The organism is Natronocalculus amylovorans (assembly GCF_023638035.1).
GTDB classification, from domain to species: domain Archaea; phylum Halobacteriota; class Halobacteria; order Halobacteriales; family Haloferacaceae; genus Natronocalculus; species Natronocalculus amylovorans.
The window spans coordinates 88,050-104,080 of the sequence record NZ_JAKRVX010000007.1 but is presented as its reverse complement, the minus strand read 5'-3'; the positions used below and the strand labels follow the sequence as shown (position 1 = coordinate 104,080).

The following is a 16,031-nucleotide window of genomic DNA, read 5'->3' as shown; positions in this document are numbered from 1 at the left end:
AGCTAGCGCCACTACACACGACGTTTTTGTTGTCCGCCAATCTGTGGTGCTTTTGTGATAAATTGTTTTGCTGTCGTCGTGATCTCGTCTTTTAGCACTGGCTTTGTGAGATATTTATCATACTCAATATCCATCTCTACCGACTCATCAACAGCTGAAATCATCACAACGCTACAGTTGAATCCCTGCCCGCGCATCCATCGAAGTACCTCTTCTCCTGATGCGTGCCGAAGTCGGCGATCGAGAAAAACCAAATCTACAGATTCATCCATCTTTCTTTTCGCCTCATCAATTGTATTCGCGACTCGTGTCTCGCCCAGTTCGCTCAGCCAGATTTCGTACATCTCTGCGAGCGCTGGCTCATCGTCAAGTATTAAAATCGTAATATCTCTTTTCATATTCCCAACATTTGTTACTGGCCTCTCTCCAGTCAGCATCCAGTATCACCATGCAAGTAACACTGCTGCGTTCGTGTCCTTGCTCCCATGTGGTCAAGTGTGCATTGTTCAAAACACACACAATCTCCCACATAGCTCAACCCACTGAATACTATACAATTCCGTACGGCTGCTACCTAGTTAAAAACTTGCATCTATCCCGTAATTACCCGCTGAATTATAATTTGCACAATATTCCCACGTGGCTCATTCTCCGCAAATTCTAGTCTCCCTCCTGACCGATCAATAATCCATTTAACGAGCCAGAGACCCATACCACTCCCGTGGTATAATGGTGATGTATGCTTGTCCCCAGTGACAATGTCCCGCTCTTGTTCAGGGATTGTAGTGCTGTTATCAGCGACGTGGATAGCGAGTGTCTCTGTATCCTCGGTCACACTAATCTCTACTTGTGGTACTTCACGGTCATTGTGTATGATTGCATTTTCGATTAGCTCTCGCACTGCTTCCGAGAGCTGCTGACTGGCCCGAACGGTGTCTGTACCCTCATACATCATATCTATCTCCGCTTCTGGGTACTCCTGCCGTATCCGTGTCACTGCATCTTCAAGAACTGTTGAGACAGATAATACTTCAATTCGCATCGGTGCTGAAAGCAACTCAACAACTTTTCGTTCCTTCTGTACAAGTGACAAGAGATTGTTTCCAACACATTGTATCTTTTCGGCGGATTGTCTCCGTGCCTCTGTTTCAGTTTCTTCAGCCGCAATGATCTCCGCATGGCCGAGAATAACGTTCATATCATTTCGGAGATTATGTCTGAGCACGCGGTCGAGAACGGTAATTCGCTGCTTACGTTCAATCTGATCGGTAGTATCTGTCTGTATTGCCACAAATCCTTGAATATCATCCATTCCATCAATAATTGGTGCGATTGTTTGATGAGCATGATATCGCTGTCCGGATTTTCGTTGGTCGATAATATCTGCCTCAAGGACATTCCCTGCGGTGATTGTGCTCCATAACTGATTGAAATACTCCTCAGGCATCTCACCTGAGTTTAGAATATTTGGTGTTTTCCCGAGCACTTCGTGTTCACTGTACTGTGTTGTCTCTTCAAATGCTGAATTGACGTATGTAATCGTTCCATCCGGATCTGTAATATAAATTGCATGCCCTGCAGATTCAACTGCCTGACGGAACTTCGCTAGTTCGCTCTCAAATCGCCGTCGGGTGGATACGTCGTTCTGGATCCCTACAAAATGTGTTGCCGTTCCAGTTTCATCTTTGATTGGTGCAACCGTTAGCTGGTTCCAGAACTCGTCACCATTTTTGTCATAATTGAGTAGCTCTACTGTCCGTGGAAACTCTTTTTCGATCGCTTCACGGACCCGTTTAACCTGCCTTTCATCGGTGTTCTCTCCTTGCAAGAACCGGCAGTTTTCACCAATTGCGGCTGCCGTATCGTACCCTGTCAGCTCCGTAAATCCAGCGTTTACATACACAAGCGGCTCGTCATTTTTGTTTGCGTCTGCAATGGTAACCCCGATCGGGGCCGAATCAATCGCTCGCTCAAGCATTTTTCGCTGTTCGTCCGCTTTCTGACGTTCTGTAATATCTTGGACTGCACCGCGAAGATGCGTTAGGACTCCATCTTTGATGACTGGCTCACCGGTTGATTTTATCCATTTTGTGTCACCTGCTGGAGTTTCTATTCGCAGTGTCACATCATACGACTCTTTGGCTTCGATTGCTTGTGACACAACCTCTCGTATACGCTCTCGATCATCCTGAAGATAGAACCCAATTGCGTCCTCAAGTGTTGGCTCATATGACAGATCGACGCCGTGTATCCGTTTTGTTCCGTGTGACCAATAGAGACCTCCCGACTTAATTTCAATCTCCCAACCACCCGTCTGCGCTACTCTTTCTGTCTGCCGAAGCAGATCACGCTGTCGTTCCAAGAGCACTTCGCGCTGTTGAGTTTCGTTTTGATCTGTGCTGAGATCCAATATCCAACACTTACCATTGGTATATGCTGTAATTGAGTTGTCCCATATTGCAGTAGGAAGCTCGTACCCGGTCTCTGGAACCGATTTTATTGGTACTGTTTCGAGGTGGGCACTAACATCGAGTCCTATTATTCTCGAGAAGTGTTCTGGAAAGTCAACTGGGGTGACATCATCTTCCAATTTTAGTAGCTCTTTTGCAGTGGCATCAACAAACACATCGTCTCGCCGTGATGCGATAACCACTACCCCAGCAGAAGTCTGTGAGAGGATGTCTTCACAATCAAGCATCTCTGGTACATCCTCCAACGAATTCATATCCGAGTGAGACGCCGGCCGGTTAAGGGCATTGTGAATTTCGCCCTACACCCCCCACAATAAGATGATGCTGATTGTTGTGACAACTGCAAGAATAATCTGCAGTGGTGCACCCACACGAATGAAATCCGAAAACTGGTACCCTCCCGGGCCATACACCATAAGATTTGTTTGGTATCCAACGGGCGTCATAAATGAGGTTGCAGACGCAAACATCACAACAAGCAGCATTGTAAATTCGTTTACCCCAATTCTAACCGCCGCATCAACCGCAACTGGAATCATCAATACAACTGTCGCAACCGGTGTGATTACATTTGCGAGTAGCCCCGTTAAAATATAAAATACAAAAAGCAACAGTACCACCGGTACTACTGCCTCTGCAGTCACAATTGCAGTTGCAAGTACTGCTGCACCGCCGGTTTCCTCCATGGCAATCCCAAGCGGGATCACCCCTGCAAGTAAAAATATCACGTTCCAACTCACCGACTCGTACGCATCAGTTGGTGACAAACAGCCGGTTATCAACATTGCAAACACGCCACCAAGTGCAGCGATAACAATCGGTACCAGACCAACCGCAGCAACAATAATAACGCTGAGTAAAATCCCAACTGCAAGCGGGGTTTTTGACGACAACGGCATAACCTCTGAGAGATCTTCCTCAAAGAACCGATCGTATGCTGAATCATCAACTAAGAATATTGTCGCCTTTTCAAGGAAATAATCAATCGCCTCTGTTGTCGTCTGTAAGAGCAGTAGATCTCCCTCTTTGAGTGTGACCTCTGCCAGATCTGTTTTGTATAAGACGCCATCTCGCTTTACCGCTAAGACAGTTGTTGTATAGAACTCCTGTAGTTGTGTCTCTGCGATTTTCATCCCGATGTACGGTGAATTCTCCAGCAGAACTCCTTTGACCAGCATATTCTCATCACCTGTCTCGAACGTTTCTTCGGTCACTGTCGACTGTGCAAGCTCGCGGAGCATATACGCCGACACAAATGCAGCAACATCCGCTGGCGACCCATGAACAGTAAGTCGATTTGAAGCCTCGATCGGCCGATCGGTCTGTGCGGCAGGAAACACCTCTTGACCTTGACGCAACTGTAGGATTGAGACGTTACACTCCGCCAACGACTCAATTTCGTCGATCGTCGCACCTACAATTGGCGACTCTTCGCGCACATATACCAACTGAATGTGATCTTGGAGTGAGAACTCCTCAATGAGGTCAAATGCCGCAGGGACTCGTGGCGGTGTGAGCTTCCACCCAACCGTGAGCAAGTAGCTGATTCCAACAAACAGAATGACAATGCCGACGATTGTAAATTCGAAAACGCCGATTCCATCACGGCCGTCAATGAGTTGGCCTGCAAGATCACTCGCTAAAATGTTTGTTGAGGTCCCCACAAGCGTCAGTGTCCCCCCGAGAATTGCCGCATACGATAGCGGAAGCAGCAGTTTTGACGGAGAGACATTCACCCGATCGGCGAGCTCTGAAATCATCGGCACATAGACGGCCACGACGGGTGTGTTGTTGATTATCCCTGCAATTGGGCCAACTGAACAGACCGTCGCTACGAGTGCACGTTTTCCATCTCCATCTGCAATGGAGGCAAGATACAGCCCCAGCCGGTCGACAATCCCTGTCTGTTGAATTCCTGCGCTCAACATGTACATTGCCACTATTGTCAGTGTCGCTGTATTCGAAAAGCCAGACAACGCATCAGCAGTTGTTACTCCAAGCGATGGACCGAGTGCTGCCAATACCACAATCAGTCCGATTGCGGTCACGTCGTTTGGAAATACTTCAGAAATAAACAGTATCAGCACGACTGCAATCAGAAGAAAGACAACTGCCGCATCTAGAGGAATTCCAAATAAAGACATACCTAGTGGTATGTATTCTCAATAGAAACACAATAGTCGTTTCTGTCCGTCGCTCAACGAATTACCGTGACCGGTACTGGCGCTCGACGAACAACGGTCTCTGCCACACTTCCTAACAACAATCGCCTCGCTCCATCTCGACCAGTGCTCCCCATCACAATATGGCCACAGTCTGCCTCCTTCGCATACGTGACAATATTCTCCGCCGGTCTTCCGACGAGGATCTTTGTTTCGATCGGCACCGCTCCGCTCTGCTGCGATGCTTTTTCAAAGAGAGCCGCTGCAAAGTCGCGCTCTTCATCAAAGATGTCGTCGTTAATAATTGAACCATCTCCATGGTACGGGTGATTCGTTGGTCCAGATGCAACGTACAATATGTGTAATCTCTCTACATCAAGCGTTTCAATAGCATACTGGAACGCCGCCCATGCCGGCTCTGACCCATCGATCGGGACGAGTATTGTTTCACTCATGCGATACGTGTAGGTTCGCTGACGACGGATAAAAATTGCAGTGCCTGGATAGCACTTTTCTACCGAGACTCCACATACTTTAGGTGGATACATTTATTATTTCCAATATGTACCGTTCATTTGATGGTCATTGCAGTCCCGTTTGATGGCTCGAAACTTTCCGAATCTGCACTGTTACGGGCGACTGAGATCCGAACTGATGAGAGGGAAACAATTGTTGCAGTAACTGCCATCCCAAACAATAACATTCGGTACGCGCAGAGTAGAGGCTGGCTTGCGGCGAACGAATCATTCCATCCACAGGCAATCGTCGAACAGCTGTCTAATCACGTCAAACGTATTGACCCAAATATTGAGTTCAACTATCTGGTTTGTGGAGAACGAAGCCAATCTGGAACGATTGCGACCACTATCAGGAAGTTTGTCAAACAGCTTGATGCGAGAGCTGTTGTCGTCGGGAGTACCAACGCTGGTCATATCGTCAGCAGTTTGATGAGCGTTGGAAGTAAGCTTGCAGCACACGCAATGTATGATGTCTATATTATCCGCACGCCCCATCCCGATCTGGACGCTGATACATAACGTCTGTTATAATTGTGAAGAACCCCGACCTCAAGGGTCGGGGCTTCCAGCCTCACAGCGTGGATTTCCTGTTTCTGCGACGGAACTTGTATCCACAGCAGACACAGGGGTTCCAGTCTCCACAGGCGTTAACGAATCGCGTAGCGATTCGTTTGCACACCAGAAATCGAAGATTTCTGGGGACGTGGATTCGGAGTCTCCCACTCCTATTCGATGCCGGCGGCGAAATCAACTATAGTCGGACGTGTTATTGTCCAGCAGACCACGGTCAATGAGTGCTACCGTCACGATTCCTCCTTCGAGTTTTTTGCATTTAGTGGTTTATATCCGAGTTGTCGGATTCATCCCCGACCTCAAGCCTCGGGGTATTCTCCTTGACCGCCGATAAAAACAATAAAATCGCATCCACAATCAGCTATTCTGAAGCCGATCGGATGCCGATACCGCTCTGACATACTTACGGAGTGCATCCGAAAGCTGTCGGTTACATTTCGTTTTCGTTGGCTGTACGTCTGTTGGCTGTGCGGATACAGCAACGGTTACTGCAGTTCCTGTTTGTGTCTCATCTCGTGTGACGGAGACGCTTGTCACATTCGGACACTCAAGCCACTGCAAGAGCCACTCCGTGAGCCACATTTCGTCTGCTGTATCCAGCGTTGTAAGTTCATATGTTGAGACTGTGGCTGCTGTCATTGCCGTTGCCTCCCGTCTGTATTCTTCGTGACACCGCATCGATGCGGGTGTGAATCAGTACGCTCAGCCGAGGAGGTACTGCATTTTCGGGTATTTCTCAACCAGCGGTTCACCGCTGATTTTCAGCTGTTCGATGTACTTGTCCGCGCCCAGGATTCGACCTGCACCGAAGGCGGCGATCGCGAGGAAGACGATCGCGTAGATGAGGGTTGAGTCGAAGGTTGCGAGCAGTTGTCCCTCCCAGCCGCCGAGGTAGAAGGCGAACATCTGAAGTGCGCCCCCGAGGGCGGCGAGTCGGACGAAGCCGCCGAAGATGAGTGCCACACCGATGAGCACCTGCGTGACAGGGATCATGACGTTTACAATTTCCATGAGCGCGGGGCTTGCGGCCATGGCAGCGTAGAGCCCGCTGACAGGGCTTGCAGCGTCAACACCGTGGACAAGGTAGCCCGAGGCGTTGAACGATTCGCCGCTGATAAAGGCAAATTTACCGAGGCCGGCAAAGAGTATCATTCCACCCATGACGAGTCTGAGCGCAACGACAAACCATGCCGAGAGCGAGTGCGGTTCACCTTCGAGGGTAATTCCAGCGAGGCGGCTTTCGAGTCGGTTGTTGGTTGTAGTTGACATCGTAAGTCTCTCCTATGGTAGTACAGATGGCTGAGACCCCCATATAACCAATATCCGTTTCTCAGCACGTGGGTATATCACGATATTTATCCCCGATATCAGGGGTGTTTAAATACTCTCATCAGTGTGTTATTGAAATTTGAGGGCAATACTGTTCATCACTGCCCGCGTAGAGTCTCGTATTATGGCATACGACCAGATTCTCATTGGTATTGATGGTTCTGAGCAGTCATTGAATGGAGCCAGACAGGCGATCGAGTTGGCAGCAGCAGTCAACGGCTGTATTCATGCCGTCTATGTGATAGACACACGTCGAGAGTACGATAATGACATCATCGATCCAGACGTGATTCGATCGGACTTGGCTTCGGTTGGTGAGGATGCGCTCGCAAGGATTGAGTCTGCTGCAATCGAACACGACGTCTCATTCCGAACGTCAATTCACGAGGGGAAACCAGCAACTGTACTGCTGCAGTATGCCGATCGAAATGATATTGACGCAATCTTTGTTGGATCACATGGCCGTGATGCTGGCCGATCGCTTGAACGCGCATTGCTTGGGAGTACAACCGATGCGCTGCTTCGACAGAGTTCAGTTCCGGTTACGGTGTGTCCACCAAAATAAAATCGTGTTACGCTTGTTGTATGGTTTGTTCGGCAATTTGCGATACTAACAGATACACAACCCCGACGAACGCGGTGAAAAATACTGTGCTAACAACTGGTGGTGAGAATATGCCGTGTACCAGCGTCAAATCCACTGAGTAGTATAGTACGACTCCGAAAATCACGGTTGACAGTGCAACGAGTGCAAGCCGTATCAGTACAAACAGGCTATCTACTGTGTATCCCTGCGACGGTGTTTCAGTTGCGTATCCCATACTGTACAGTAATGAATGAAATAGGCATAACTATCGTAGCGCTTTCTCAGAATCTGGTAATACTACAGTACCGGTTCGAGGAATGCTTCTAACTCCCGTTCGTTTTGTGCACTTGTTTTTTGTCCCCGGATCGTTCCATCCCGATCGATGAGAACCGTTGTCGGGACCGATGTCACGTCTAGTTTCTCCGAAAGCGTCAGCCGTGGGTCGATACCAACAGTCCACGAGCCTTCATGTGACTCCCACCAGTCTTGTACGTCCGATTCTTCGATCGAAAATCCGACTGGCTCCGTTGTGACCGATATAAACGTCACGCGGTCACCGTGCGACGCATGTACATCAGCGAGCGTTGGCATAAACTCACGACACTCGTCACACCATGTTGCAAAAAACTCGAGTAACACAGGCGAATCCATGGTCGGTATTTCAACCGTTCCCGAAGTGCTTCCTGTTGCGTCGATCGTCTCTACAGCTGTTGGCTCCAGCCGTTTTTCGCCGCCACGATCGCTCCGTTGGGTCCAGAGCCATCCTCCACCGACGGTTGTGGCTCCGATCATCCCTGCAAGTAGCTGCCGCCGATTCATTGTGTCTCTCCTGATAACTGGCTCTGGTTGATCATAATGGCTGATAGAATGGAATCGGTGGATGCGGTAGATGGATCCCCATCAGCATGAGCGCGTGTTGAAGCGGTATATAACCCAAGAGGATGAACACGACACCAAGCACTCGATGGAGCTTCATTCGGACTTCCACCGAAAGCGACTGAAAGAGCGTCCCATAGATGAACAGGGCTGGGATTGTCCCAATTCCTAACACTGCCAACACAACGGCTCCACCAAGCGGTGACGCTTGCACGAACGCATACAGAAACGCGGGGTAGAGAAGTGGACACGGAAGTAGCCCGTGCAGTGCGCCGAGCCCAACGATCCGGGTATTTCCAACAGAGGCATCAACCCGTGTCATCAAGCGTGTTTGGACTGCCTGTGTAATCGGTCTCAGTAGCGACTCTCCAGGTAATGCGAGGACTTGTCCACGGAACAGATAGTGTAGTCCTGCTGCAATAATCGCGGTCCCAATGATCAGGCCGACGACAATATTCACCTCACGGAGGATGGTTGTGGTTTGTTCGACAGAAACCGTGAGCGCCGCTCCTGCGAGGCCAAACAGTGCACCGATCGTTGCATAGCTTGCTGTCCGACCGAGATTAAATAATGCATGCTGTCGAACTGCAAACAGTGAGAGCGTATCCGATCGTTTTGCGCGCTCTTGTTTCCGAAGCCGATCGCTATATGTCGTCACAAGCGGTCCACACATGCCAAGACAGTGTGCACCACCGAAGAGTCCAATGAGAAAAAAGACACCCAACCCGACGGCGGCTCCATCAAATATTCCCGCCGTCTCAGTGGCTGTACACGTGTGGAGTACGGTTTGTAGTTGCATTTCAACGTCTACTGGTAGCTTTCATGTACCGTTGTCAGATCACTTACGACGCGATCAACATCCAGTCGATCGCCTCGGTAGGCACGCTCAACAACAGTGTCTGGGTTTACGAGGAATGTAATTGTGAGGTGATTAAAATCATACGCATCTCCACCGCCAACCTTCTCAAATCCAAGCCCGAGGCGCTCTTCAACGATCGCTTTGGCTTCTGCATCGTCAGCTGGTCGAAGATACCGCCACATTTCGTGTTCATAATCGATTCCAATCATCTCTGCATGCTCGGAAAGTGCCTCCGGCGTGTCGCGTTCGGGGTCAAATGTAATTGCGACGAGTCCGATCTCATCACGCAGCCCTTCAGCATCGAGCGCTGCCTGTACATTGGCAAATGATCCAAGCAGTAACACACACTCTGCAGGACAGAATGCATAGAATGACGTACATAAGAACGGCTCATCCATCTCTTCGGGACGAAACGGCTCATCAGTAAACGGATCTGGAAGTGAGAAATCCGGTAGCGGCTCTCCATATGCCGGATATGCAAGCGAGCTACTCTCTGCTCCCTGGTCTTCTGGCTCCGAAAGGACGACATTCTCGGGGCCGGGGTCAAATAGCCCGCCAAGACACCCCGCTACTGTAGCCCCGAGTGTGACTGCACTTCCAGTCTTGAGATACTGTCGCCGTTGCATATATTGCACAATGTTGCCAACGAAAAAGTAGTCATTGGTTCGCCTGTCGAAACGTTTCAGTGAGACGGATTCTGTTGCAGCTCTCCTCCCGTTTTTCGCATTGATTTGATGACGTGATAGATAATCATCGACCCGACAAAGAACGCGGACCCAACGAGCAAAATCACACTTAGCGTGTTCAGTGGCTCAATCTCGAGCCAGTTACCAAGTTCACTGAGGGCGATGGCTGCACTGGCAAGTAGCATCATTGCTGCAAAGTAGATGATAACATCATCTTCGTTGACAACCGTCGTCGCTGCAGAGCCAATTCGAGCCCCAAGTGCACTCCCAACAAGAAGTGGCGTGATTACTGCAAGGTCGATTCCGCCAGCAGCTCCGTAGGTGAATGTTCCATACGCCCCTGAAAAGAGCCCAGCGAAGAGACTGGTTCCAACTGCAACGGCAAGTGGCGTTCCAATCAGATAGTAGATCGCTGGCATTCGAATAAACCCGCCACCGACACCGAGGAACCCGGATACTAACCCAATGGTTCCACCAACACCTGAGATCGTCCATGCAGATGCGCTTCCACCTGCAGTGAGTGAGACCATTGGCGGAATGTTGTAGGATTGAAGTGTTGTTGCCATCGGTGGAATATCATCCCCGTTTGTTTCATCTTCGTCAGACTCATCAGCTGCAATATTGCGTGCACGGCGGAGGAATAACAGACCGATACCTGCGAGGAGAAAGACGTACGCAACGCCGGTGACAAGCTCTGCAATACCAATACGCTCCAGTGAGAATACTAGCCGTCTCCCTCCCTCGATCCCGATCGTCAGACCAACGAACAGTATCGCACCAAGTTTGTAATCTACTTGTCCAATATCATAGTGTTTGATCACGGCGATGACAGAGGTACCGAAGTAGAACGCTAATCCGCTTCCGATCGCAACGCGGGCTGGATAGCCGAGGATGAGCAGTGTTGGTGTGATTAAAAACGCCCCACCCATCCCAAAGAACCCAAACAGCACGCCAACCATGAAGCCAAAGCTCACGAACAGCAGTAGTAACCCGATTGTCAGCCCAAATAGCTCCATTACTCCCCTCTCGTTATTGCGCGTTTGATTCTTGATCCGGCTACCTTTTCGATCGCGCCGTATCCCACATAGAGAAACACAGCCTCAAATAAAATCACCCCAACAAAGAGGAGCGCTTGGACGGTCGCAGGGAGCGTTGATAGCTCGATCATTGTACAAATACCCCACAAATACGCCATTGTTGTGAACTCATTGTTTCTATCTAGTGGAGTATACCCGGCCACTGCTAATAACAGTTTTGTAGAAATTGTGCAATATAATAACTATGTAACCTACCGATATATTTGTATAACGTATGAGATTCTATACGTAGCTGTCAAATCGGTATCCCTGCGGGTTACTGAGTTTAGAGTATTGTACCAGATCTGTTAAACACTTCTGCCGACTAGTATCTACATGGTTGATCAACCGTCTGACCAGCTGTCAGTCAGCCGTCGTTCAGTTGTCACGCTTGCCGCTGGTGGATTGACACTTGCGCTTGCGGGTTGTACTGGTGAGAGCGAAGAGCTACCGGCTGCGATCTCGCTTGATGATGGACAATCCTGTGATGCGTGTGGGATGGTTATCGAGGAGCACCCTGGGCCGACAGGGCAGGTGTTTTTTGAAGACGAGCCTGCGGACAGAGATGGCCCCGCGTGGTTTTGTAGTGGGACCTGTACGTACACATACCGCTTCGACCGCGAAGATGAAGGGTGGAACCCACGTGTGACATATCTAACCGACTATACTGCTGTTTCCTACGATGTGAGCGGTGATTCTGAACCATCTATCTCCGCGCATCTTTCAGCGGATGCGTATGTGCAAGAATCCCAACTGTTTGTTGTTGCAGGAAGTGACGTCCTTGGTGCAATGGGTCCCGACGTAATTCCGTTTAGCGATGAGGATGACGCTGAGGAGTTTGCCTCCGAATACGGTGGCAGTGTTATTGCTGCAACAGATATCGATCGAGAGCTGATTGATAGTGTCAGAGCGTAAGGTATAGCTGCACAACGCCAGCAAAAACAAGTATTGCGCCACCGATTTGGGTCGCTCGGGCCGAAAATCGTGTAAACTGTTTTGTTGTAATTTCGTAGCCAAGTCCGATCGTGACTGTCGTTCCGAATAAGAGGGCGGCGATCGTCCCACCGTACGCACCCAGAACTGCAATCGTCGTCACCAGCCCTGATTCGATCGCTCGAAGCGTCAGTGCGAAAAACAGCGGTGCGACACAGCCGATCGCCGCGACTGCATACACTGCGCCAAATATTCCGAACCCAATCAGTCCAGAACGCTGTTTCGGGAGTGACGTATGCCACCCTACATCTGCGCCCCAAAGCAGCAGTATTCCAAACAAGATGAGCCCGATACCAGTTATCACCTCCAACTGAGATATAACTGCACGGACTGGTTCTCCAACTGCCGCAACGGCAGTAATCACGATGAGAAACACTCCGATGACCCCCGCTGCTGCAGCGATTGCACGGATGCTGTCATGCTGTATTGATTGCGTTTCGCCACCGGATGCGTTCAGATAGACGCCAACATACCCCGGCAAGAGTGCATAGGCACATGGTGAAAAGAACGTTGCTACCCCTGCGCCGATTGCGAACGCCAACTCGCTTGAGAGACTCATTTAGTATCTCACCGGACACACGTCGGGTTGCTCATGTGTGGACCGTTTTGCAGCAATGGCAAGGAGCGCTAAGGTCCCAACAAAAATAATCGTCGCAATATCATAACCCGCAGTTGCAACCATTGCAGTCGTGTTGCCACCGAATATCCCTGCAACTGCAAGCAGCAGCGGCGCGGTACAACTCACGCACGAGGCAAGTCCGATCGCCGCTGCACGAACTGACTGGGCTGTACTTGCAGCGACTACGTAGACAACGTATCCTAATGTCAGATATCCGACAAACTTGAATGGAACCAGTGAGATACTCATCAGGCTCCCGCTGTAGACCACAATGGGCCCCCACCCAGGCATTGCATTCTGTACGAGAAAGGTTTCCGTACCTGTCGGACCGCCAATGATCCCACTCAACCAGAACAGCACCAGCACGTACGGTATGGCAACGATTGCCCCTCGGAACCGGCGTGGCCGCCCAGCAAACACCTGTCCGATCCACACTGCCGTCCCAACTCCCGCTGTTATCCAAATGAACGGGTAGGCAATCGATCGGTATTCGGTGATCACCGGTTGCTGGATACGAATATACGCAACAATCGCAGCGACCTGTACAGCGACAACTGCAATACCAGCAATTGCCGCATGCGTCGTTGGTGACTGTTGTTTGAGTTCTGATCTGACGTTCATTCGTGTTATATTTCGCAATCGAGTTGTGTGTTACTGCTCCTTACTTCCGAATCCAATCAGGCCGCGATCGAGTGCAACCAGTGTACAGAGTATCACCACAAACGTCACCACTGTGTACACTGCGATGTTGGTATCAATGCGAAACAACACACCAAGCGCGCTTCTGATCTCCCAGAGGATAACAAAGAGCACAGCACCACCAATGAGGAGCCCCGCTCTCGAGGTTTCACTCATTGGAGCCACCCCGAAATCCAATCCGTTGTTAACGGTGTATATATTTCAAGCAAAGTGCTTCCAAACTCAATCATCGTTGGATACGGAGTTCCTCCCGGTCCAAAGAGACCGCCTCGATCAACAATACTTGCAAGCGGCAGTGTATATGCCAAGATAACGAGCACAAGCGCAATTGCGGTCCAGAGCTTGAGGTTATCAAGAACCTTTGGTGCGTCATCCGGTCCTGAGAGTGCTGGTGGAAGCGGCTGTCCGAGGCCACTCACCTTTGGTAAGCTAATACTCAAGACGAGGTTACTCACAAACAGAATTGCGGACAGAGTTAGGAGTGTCCCTCCAACAACCAACTGGAGGTCCAGCTCTGCGATCGACCCAAACGTTGGGATAAAGTCGAAGCCATCGTACTGTGGTTCTGCTGTTCGTCGCGGAATCCCGATAAGTCCTGCAACGTGCATTGCGTTCGACATCAGTGCCATTCCGACAAACCACAGGATCACCTGGGCAAGTGCGATCGGTCGACTGAATATCGGCTTATTTGTCAACTGTGGCCAGAGCCAGTACGTTGCGGCCATGAACGTCAACGCAACCGCAGTTCCAACGGTGAGATGGAAGTGCCCAGGTACCCACAGTGTATTGTGGACGAGGTAATTGATATTGAGGCCGGCATTAATCATTCCACTGAATCCGCCAGCAGCGAACATCAGCCCCGCAAGGGCCATTCCAGTAAATGCAGGGTTGGCCCACGGAAGTGCTCGCAGCCAGCCTAATAATCCGGTGCCTCCACGTTGGCGTGCTCCATGTTCCATACTTGCAACAACCGTGAATGCGGTCAACAGGCTTGGAAGCAGCAGGAACATGGTATTTGTTAGTGCAATGAATTTAAATCCGTCTGCAATTCCGGGATCCAAATACTGGTGGTGGATCCCGACTGGTGTCGAGAGCAACAAAAAGAGCACAAACACAACGCGTGCAAGCGGATCGCTGAACAGTCTCCCTCCGGATACTTTTGGAAGAACCGTGTACCAGAGCAAATACGCAGGCATCAGCCAGAAGTACACAACTGGGTGTCCCCAGAACCAAAAGAGTGTCCGAGTCAGGAGTGGATTGACTTGATCGATGATACCAAGCGACCATGGGAGCAGGAAGATGACGACTGCAATTGTGATCCCGATCGATGCGATGTACCACATTAACATCGTGATCAAGACCATGAATGTCTGCAGTGGAATTCGTTCACCAGGGTTCTCCTGTTTCCATGCATACCACGACCGGAACCAGTCTGCTCCAGCAAGCCATGTCCCGATCAAAAAGATTGCTAAGCCACCATAGAATAGCGGATGTGCTTGCAACGGTGCGTAGAATGTAAAGAGTACATCTGCGCTAATGTCAATCGAATCAATAAACCCACCAAGGATCGCAACCAGCGCCATCAGCGTTCCAAGGACCATTAGCCCATACCATGTCCACGTGTATCTGATGTCTTCGACCGGTCGATCTAAACTCCGAACAACTGCCCACGTATATATTCCGACGAGGAAGAAGATCGTGAATGAGACGACCATCAAGACCCCGTGTGCGGTAAGAATTGTGTAGTAGTTACCCGAACTGAATACCCGTAGCACATCTGTTCGGTGCAGTGTCTGAATAATCCCAAACAGCGCACCAAGCGTCAGCGCAATAAACGAGCTCCAGAGCGCTGATCGGACAACTTTTGCTTCCTGTGGGAAGCGATCTAAAAACGTTGGCTCACCGGATTCAATTGCGCTGCTCATTCGTCGTCCTCCATCTCAAACTCGTCTTCTGGGTGGATGATAAGCTTGCCTTCCATCACGTGATGACCGCTACCACAGTACTCGTTGCAGACGATTCCATGCTCACCGGGCTCTTCTGTTTCGACGGTCAACTTCGCAACCTCTCCCGGGATGACCATCGTGTTCGCGTTTGTCCCTGCGACTTGGAAGCCATGAATGACGTCAGGTGACGTCACATAGAACGTCACTGTACTATTTGCAGGCACTTCGATCGGATCCGGGGAGAAGATGTACTGCTGTGCAACAACGTACGCTTCATACTCGTTTTCGCCGACCTGCTCTACCCGCGGCTCTGCAAATCGAGGATCTTCATCCAACGCCCCGGGATCGATCGTGTCCTCCTCATCTGAGATCATCTCAATCCCAACTGCCGTCGCACCGTAGGTGACCGTTGTCAGAAAGCCAACAATCATAATCATCGCAAGTACAAGCCAGATTTTTTCGTAATTGTGTATGTGCATCTATCCAATGACAGTGAGATCGTTTCCAAGGAACTCTACAAAGTACATGAAGACCCACATTACGACAAGAATGGCAAAATAGACCAATATTAATGCAAGGGTACCTCGAGGATTGAACTCATCATGATCAATTTCAGTAACGACTGCATCACCAGACAT

General features: G+C 50.0%; 20 protein-coding genes. 3 read left to right on the top strand and 17 right to left on the bottom strand.

Features of this window, described 5'->3' with window-relative positions; genetic code table 11:
• Nucleotides 1-11: 11 nt before the first annotated feature.
• From AArcSt2_RS14140 to AArcSt2_RS14125, 4 genes are all read right to left on the bottom strand, one after another.
• Complete coding sequence (locus tag AArcSt2_RS14140; RefSeq protein WP_174655018.1) at nt 12-437, bottom strand: response regulator; 426 nt, start codon at nt 435-437, stop codon at nt 12-14.
• A gap of 155 nt (nt 438-592) precedes the next feature.
• Nucleotides 593-2,725, bottom strand: a complete 2,133-nt coding sequence (locus tag AArcSt2_RS14135) for a PAS domain S-box protein (protein WP_250585531.1) — start codon at nt 2,723-2,725, stop codon at nt 593-595.
• Between the two features lie 45 nt (nt 2,726-2,770).
• Entirely contained in the window at nt 2,771-4,615 is a 1,845-nt protein-coding gene (locus AArcSt2_RS14130) for an SLC13 family permease (protein WP_250585529.1), read from the bottom strand.
• A 53-nt stretch (nt 4,616-4,668) separates the two neighbouring features.
• Complete coding sequence (locus AArcSt2_RS14125; protein ID WP_250585527.1) at nt 4,669-5,088, bottom strand: universal stress protein; 420 nt, start codon at nt 5,086-5,088, stop codon at nt 4,669-4,671.
• A gap of 123 nt (nt 5,089-5,211) precedes the next feature.
• Here AArcSt2_RS14125 and AArcSt2_RS14120 point away from each other — a divergent pair, with 123 nt between their 5' ends.
• Nucleotides 5,212-5,670, top strand: coding sequence for a universal stress protein (locus AArcSt2_RS14120; protein ID WP_250585525.1), 459 nt, complete (start codon nt 5,212-5,214; stop codon nt 5,668-5,670).
• A 411-nt stretch (nt 5,671-6,081) separates the two neighbouring features.
• Here the strand turns inward: AArcSt2_RS14120 and AArcSt2_RS14115 are convergent, their stop codons facing one another.
• Together AArcSt2_RS14115 and AArcSt2_RS14110 are read right to left on the bottom strand one after the other, a co-directional pair.
• Nucleotides 6,082-6,363 carry a hypothetical protein gene (locus AArcSt2_RS14115; protein ID WP_174655023.1) on the bottom strand — a complete coding sequence of 94 codons (282 nt, stop codon included), beginning with the start codon at nt 6,361-6,363 and terminating at the stop codon, nt 6,082-6,084.
• 63 nt (nt 6,364-6,426) lie between these two features.
• Complete coding sequence (locus AArcSt2_RS14110; RefSeq protein ID WP_250585523.1) at nt 6,427-6,993, bottom strand: DoxX family protein; 567 nt, start codon at nt 6,991-6,993, stop codon at nt 6,427-6,429.
• A 184-nt stretch (nt 6,994-7,177) separates the two neighbouring features.
• Between AArcSt2_RS14110 and AArcSt2_RS14105 the strand changes: the two genes are divergently transcribed.
• Complete coding sequence (locus tag AArcSt2_RS14105; RefSeq protein WP_174655025.1) at nt 7,178-7,618, top strand: universal stress protein; 441 nt, start codon at nt 7,178-7,180, stop codon at nt 7,616-7,618.
• Between the two features lie 318 nt (nt 7,619-7,936).
• On the opposite strand, the gene AArcSt2_RS14100 is transcribed toward AArcSt2_RS14105, so the two are convergent.
• The 5 genes from AArcSt2_RS14100 to AArcSt2_RS14080 are packed head-to-tail and all read right to left on the bottom strand — an operon-like array spanning nt 7,937 to nt 11,228.
• Nucleotides 7,937-8,458, bottom strand: coding sequence for a TlpA family protein disulfide reductase (locus AArcSt2_RS14100; RefSeq protein WP_250585521.1), 522 nt, complete (start codon nt 8,456-8,458; stop codon nt 7,937-7,939).
• A 31-nt stretch (nt 8,459-8,489) separates the two neighbouring features.
• Nucleotides 8,490-9,314 carry a sulfite exporter TauE/SafE family protein gene (locus AArcSt2_RS14095; protein WP_250585519.1) on the bottom strand — a complete coding sequence of 275 codons (825 nt, stop codon included), beginning with the start codon at nt 9,312-9,314 and terminating at the stop codon, nt 8,490-8,492.
• Nucleotides 9,315-9,322: 8 nt separating this feature from the next.
• Nucleotides 9,323-10,000, bottom strand: a complete 678-nt coding sequence (locus AArcSt2_RS14090) for an SCO family protein (RefSeq protein ID WP_250585517.1) — start codon at nt 9,998-10,000, stop codon at nt 9,323-9,325.
• Nucleotides 10,001-10,056: 56 nt separating this feature from the next.
• Nucleotides 10,057-11,076 carry a sulfite exporter TauE/SafE family protein gene (locus AArcSt2_RS14085; protein WP_250585515.1) on the bottom strand — a complete coding sequence of 340 codons (1,020 nt, stop codon included), beginning with the start codon at nt 11,074-11,076 and terminating at the stop codon, nt 10,057-10,059.
• Nucleotides 11,076-11,228, bottom strand: coding sequence for a DUF7512 family protein (locus AArcSt2_RS14080; RefSeq protein WP_250585513.1), 153 nt, complete (start codon nt 11,226-11,228; stop codon nt 11,076-11,078). The genes AArcSt2_RS14085 and AArcSt2_RS14080 overlap by 1 nt, the downstream gene beginning before the upstream one ends.
• Before the next feature lie 244 nt (nt 11,229-11,472).
• On the opposite strand from AArcSt2_RS14080, the gene AArcSt2_RS14075 reads away from it, so the two are divergent.
• Complete coding sequence (locus AArcSt2_RS14075; protein WP_250585511.1) at nt 11,473-12,051, top strand: nitrous oxide reductase accessory protein NosL; 579 nt, start codon at nt 11,473-11,475, stop codon at nt 12,049-12,051.
• On the opposite strand, the gene AArcSt2_RS14070 is transcribed toward AArcSt2_RS14075, so the two are convergent.
• The 6 genes from AArcSt2_RS14070 to AArcSt2_RS14045 are packed head-to-tail and all read right to left on the bottom strand — an operon-like array spanning nt 12,041 to nt 16,031.
• On the bottom strand, nt 12,041-12,688 hold the full coding sequence (locus AArcSt2_RS14070) for a cytochrome c biogenesis protein CcdA (protein ID WP_250585509.1): 648 nt from the start codon (nt 12,686-12,688) through the stop codon (nt 12,041-12,043). The genes AArcSt2_RS14075 and AArcSt2_RS14070 overlap by 11 nt on opposite strands.
• Nucleotides 12,689-13,369, bottom strand: coding sequence for a DUF7546 family protein (locus tag AArcSt2_RS14065; protein WP_250585507.1), 681 nt, complete (start codon nt 13,367-13,369; stop codon nt 12,689-12,691).
• Between the two features lie 30 nt (nt 13,370-13,399).
• Nucleotides 13,400-13,603 carry a hypothetical protein gene (locus AArcSt2_RS14060; protein WP_174655035.1) on the bottom strand — a complete coding sequence of 68 codons (204 nt, stop codon included), beginning with the start codon at nt 13,601-13,603 and terminating at the stop codon, nt 13,400-13,402.
• Nucleotides 13,600-15,372, bottom strand: a complete 1,773-nt coding sequence (locus tag AArcSt2_RS14055) for a b(o/a)3-type cytochrome-c oxidase subunit 1 (RefSeq protein ID WP_250585505.1) — start codon at nt 15,370-15,372, stop codon at nt 13,600-13,602. Before AArcSt2_RS14055 ends, AArcSt2_RS14060 begins: the two co-directional genes overlap by 4 nt.
• A complete protein-coding gene (locus AArcSt2_RS14050) occupies nt 15,369-15,872 on the bottom strand; it encodes a cytochrome c oxidase subunit II (protein WP_250585503.1) in 504 nt (167 codons plus the stop codon). The genes AArcSt2_RS14055 and AArcSt2_RS14050 overlap by 4 nt, the downstream gene beginning before the upstream one ends.
• Nucleotides 15,873-16,031 (bottom strand): hypothetical protein, encoded by a 159-nt coding sequence (locus tag AArcSt2_RS14045; RefSeq protein ID WP_174655038.1) that lies wholly within the window; start codon nt 16,029-16,031, stop codon nt 15,873-15,875.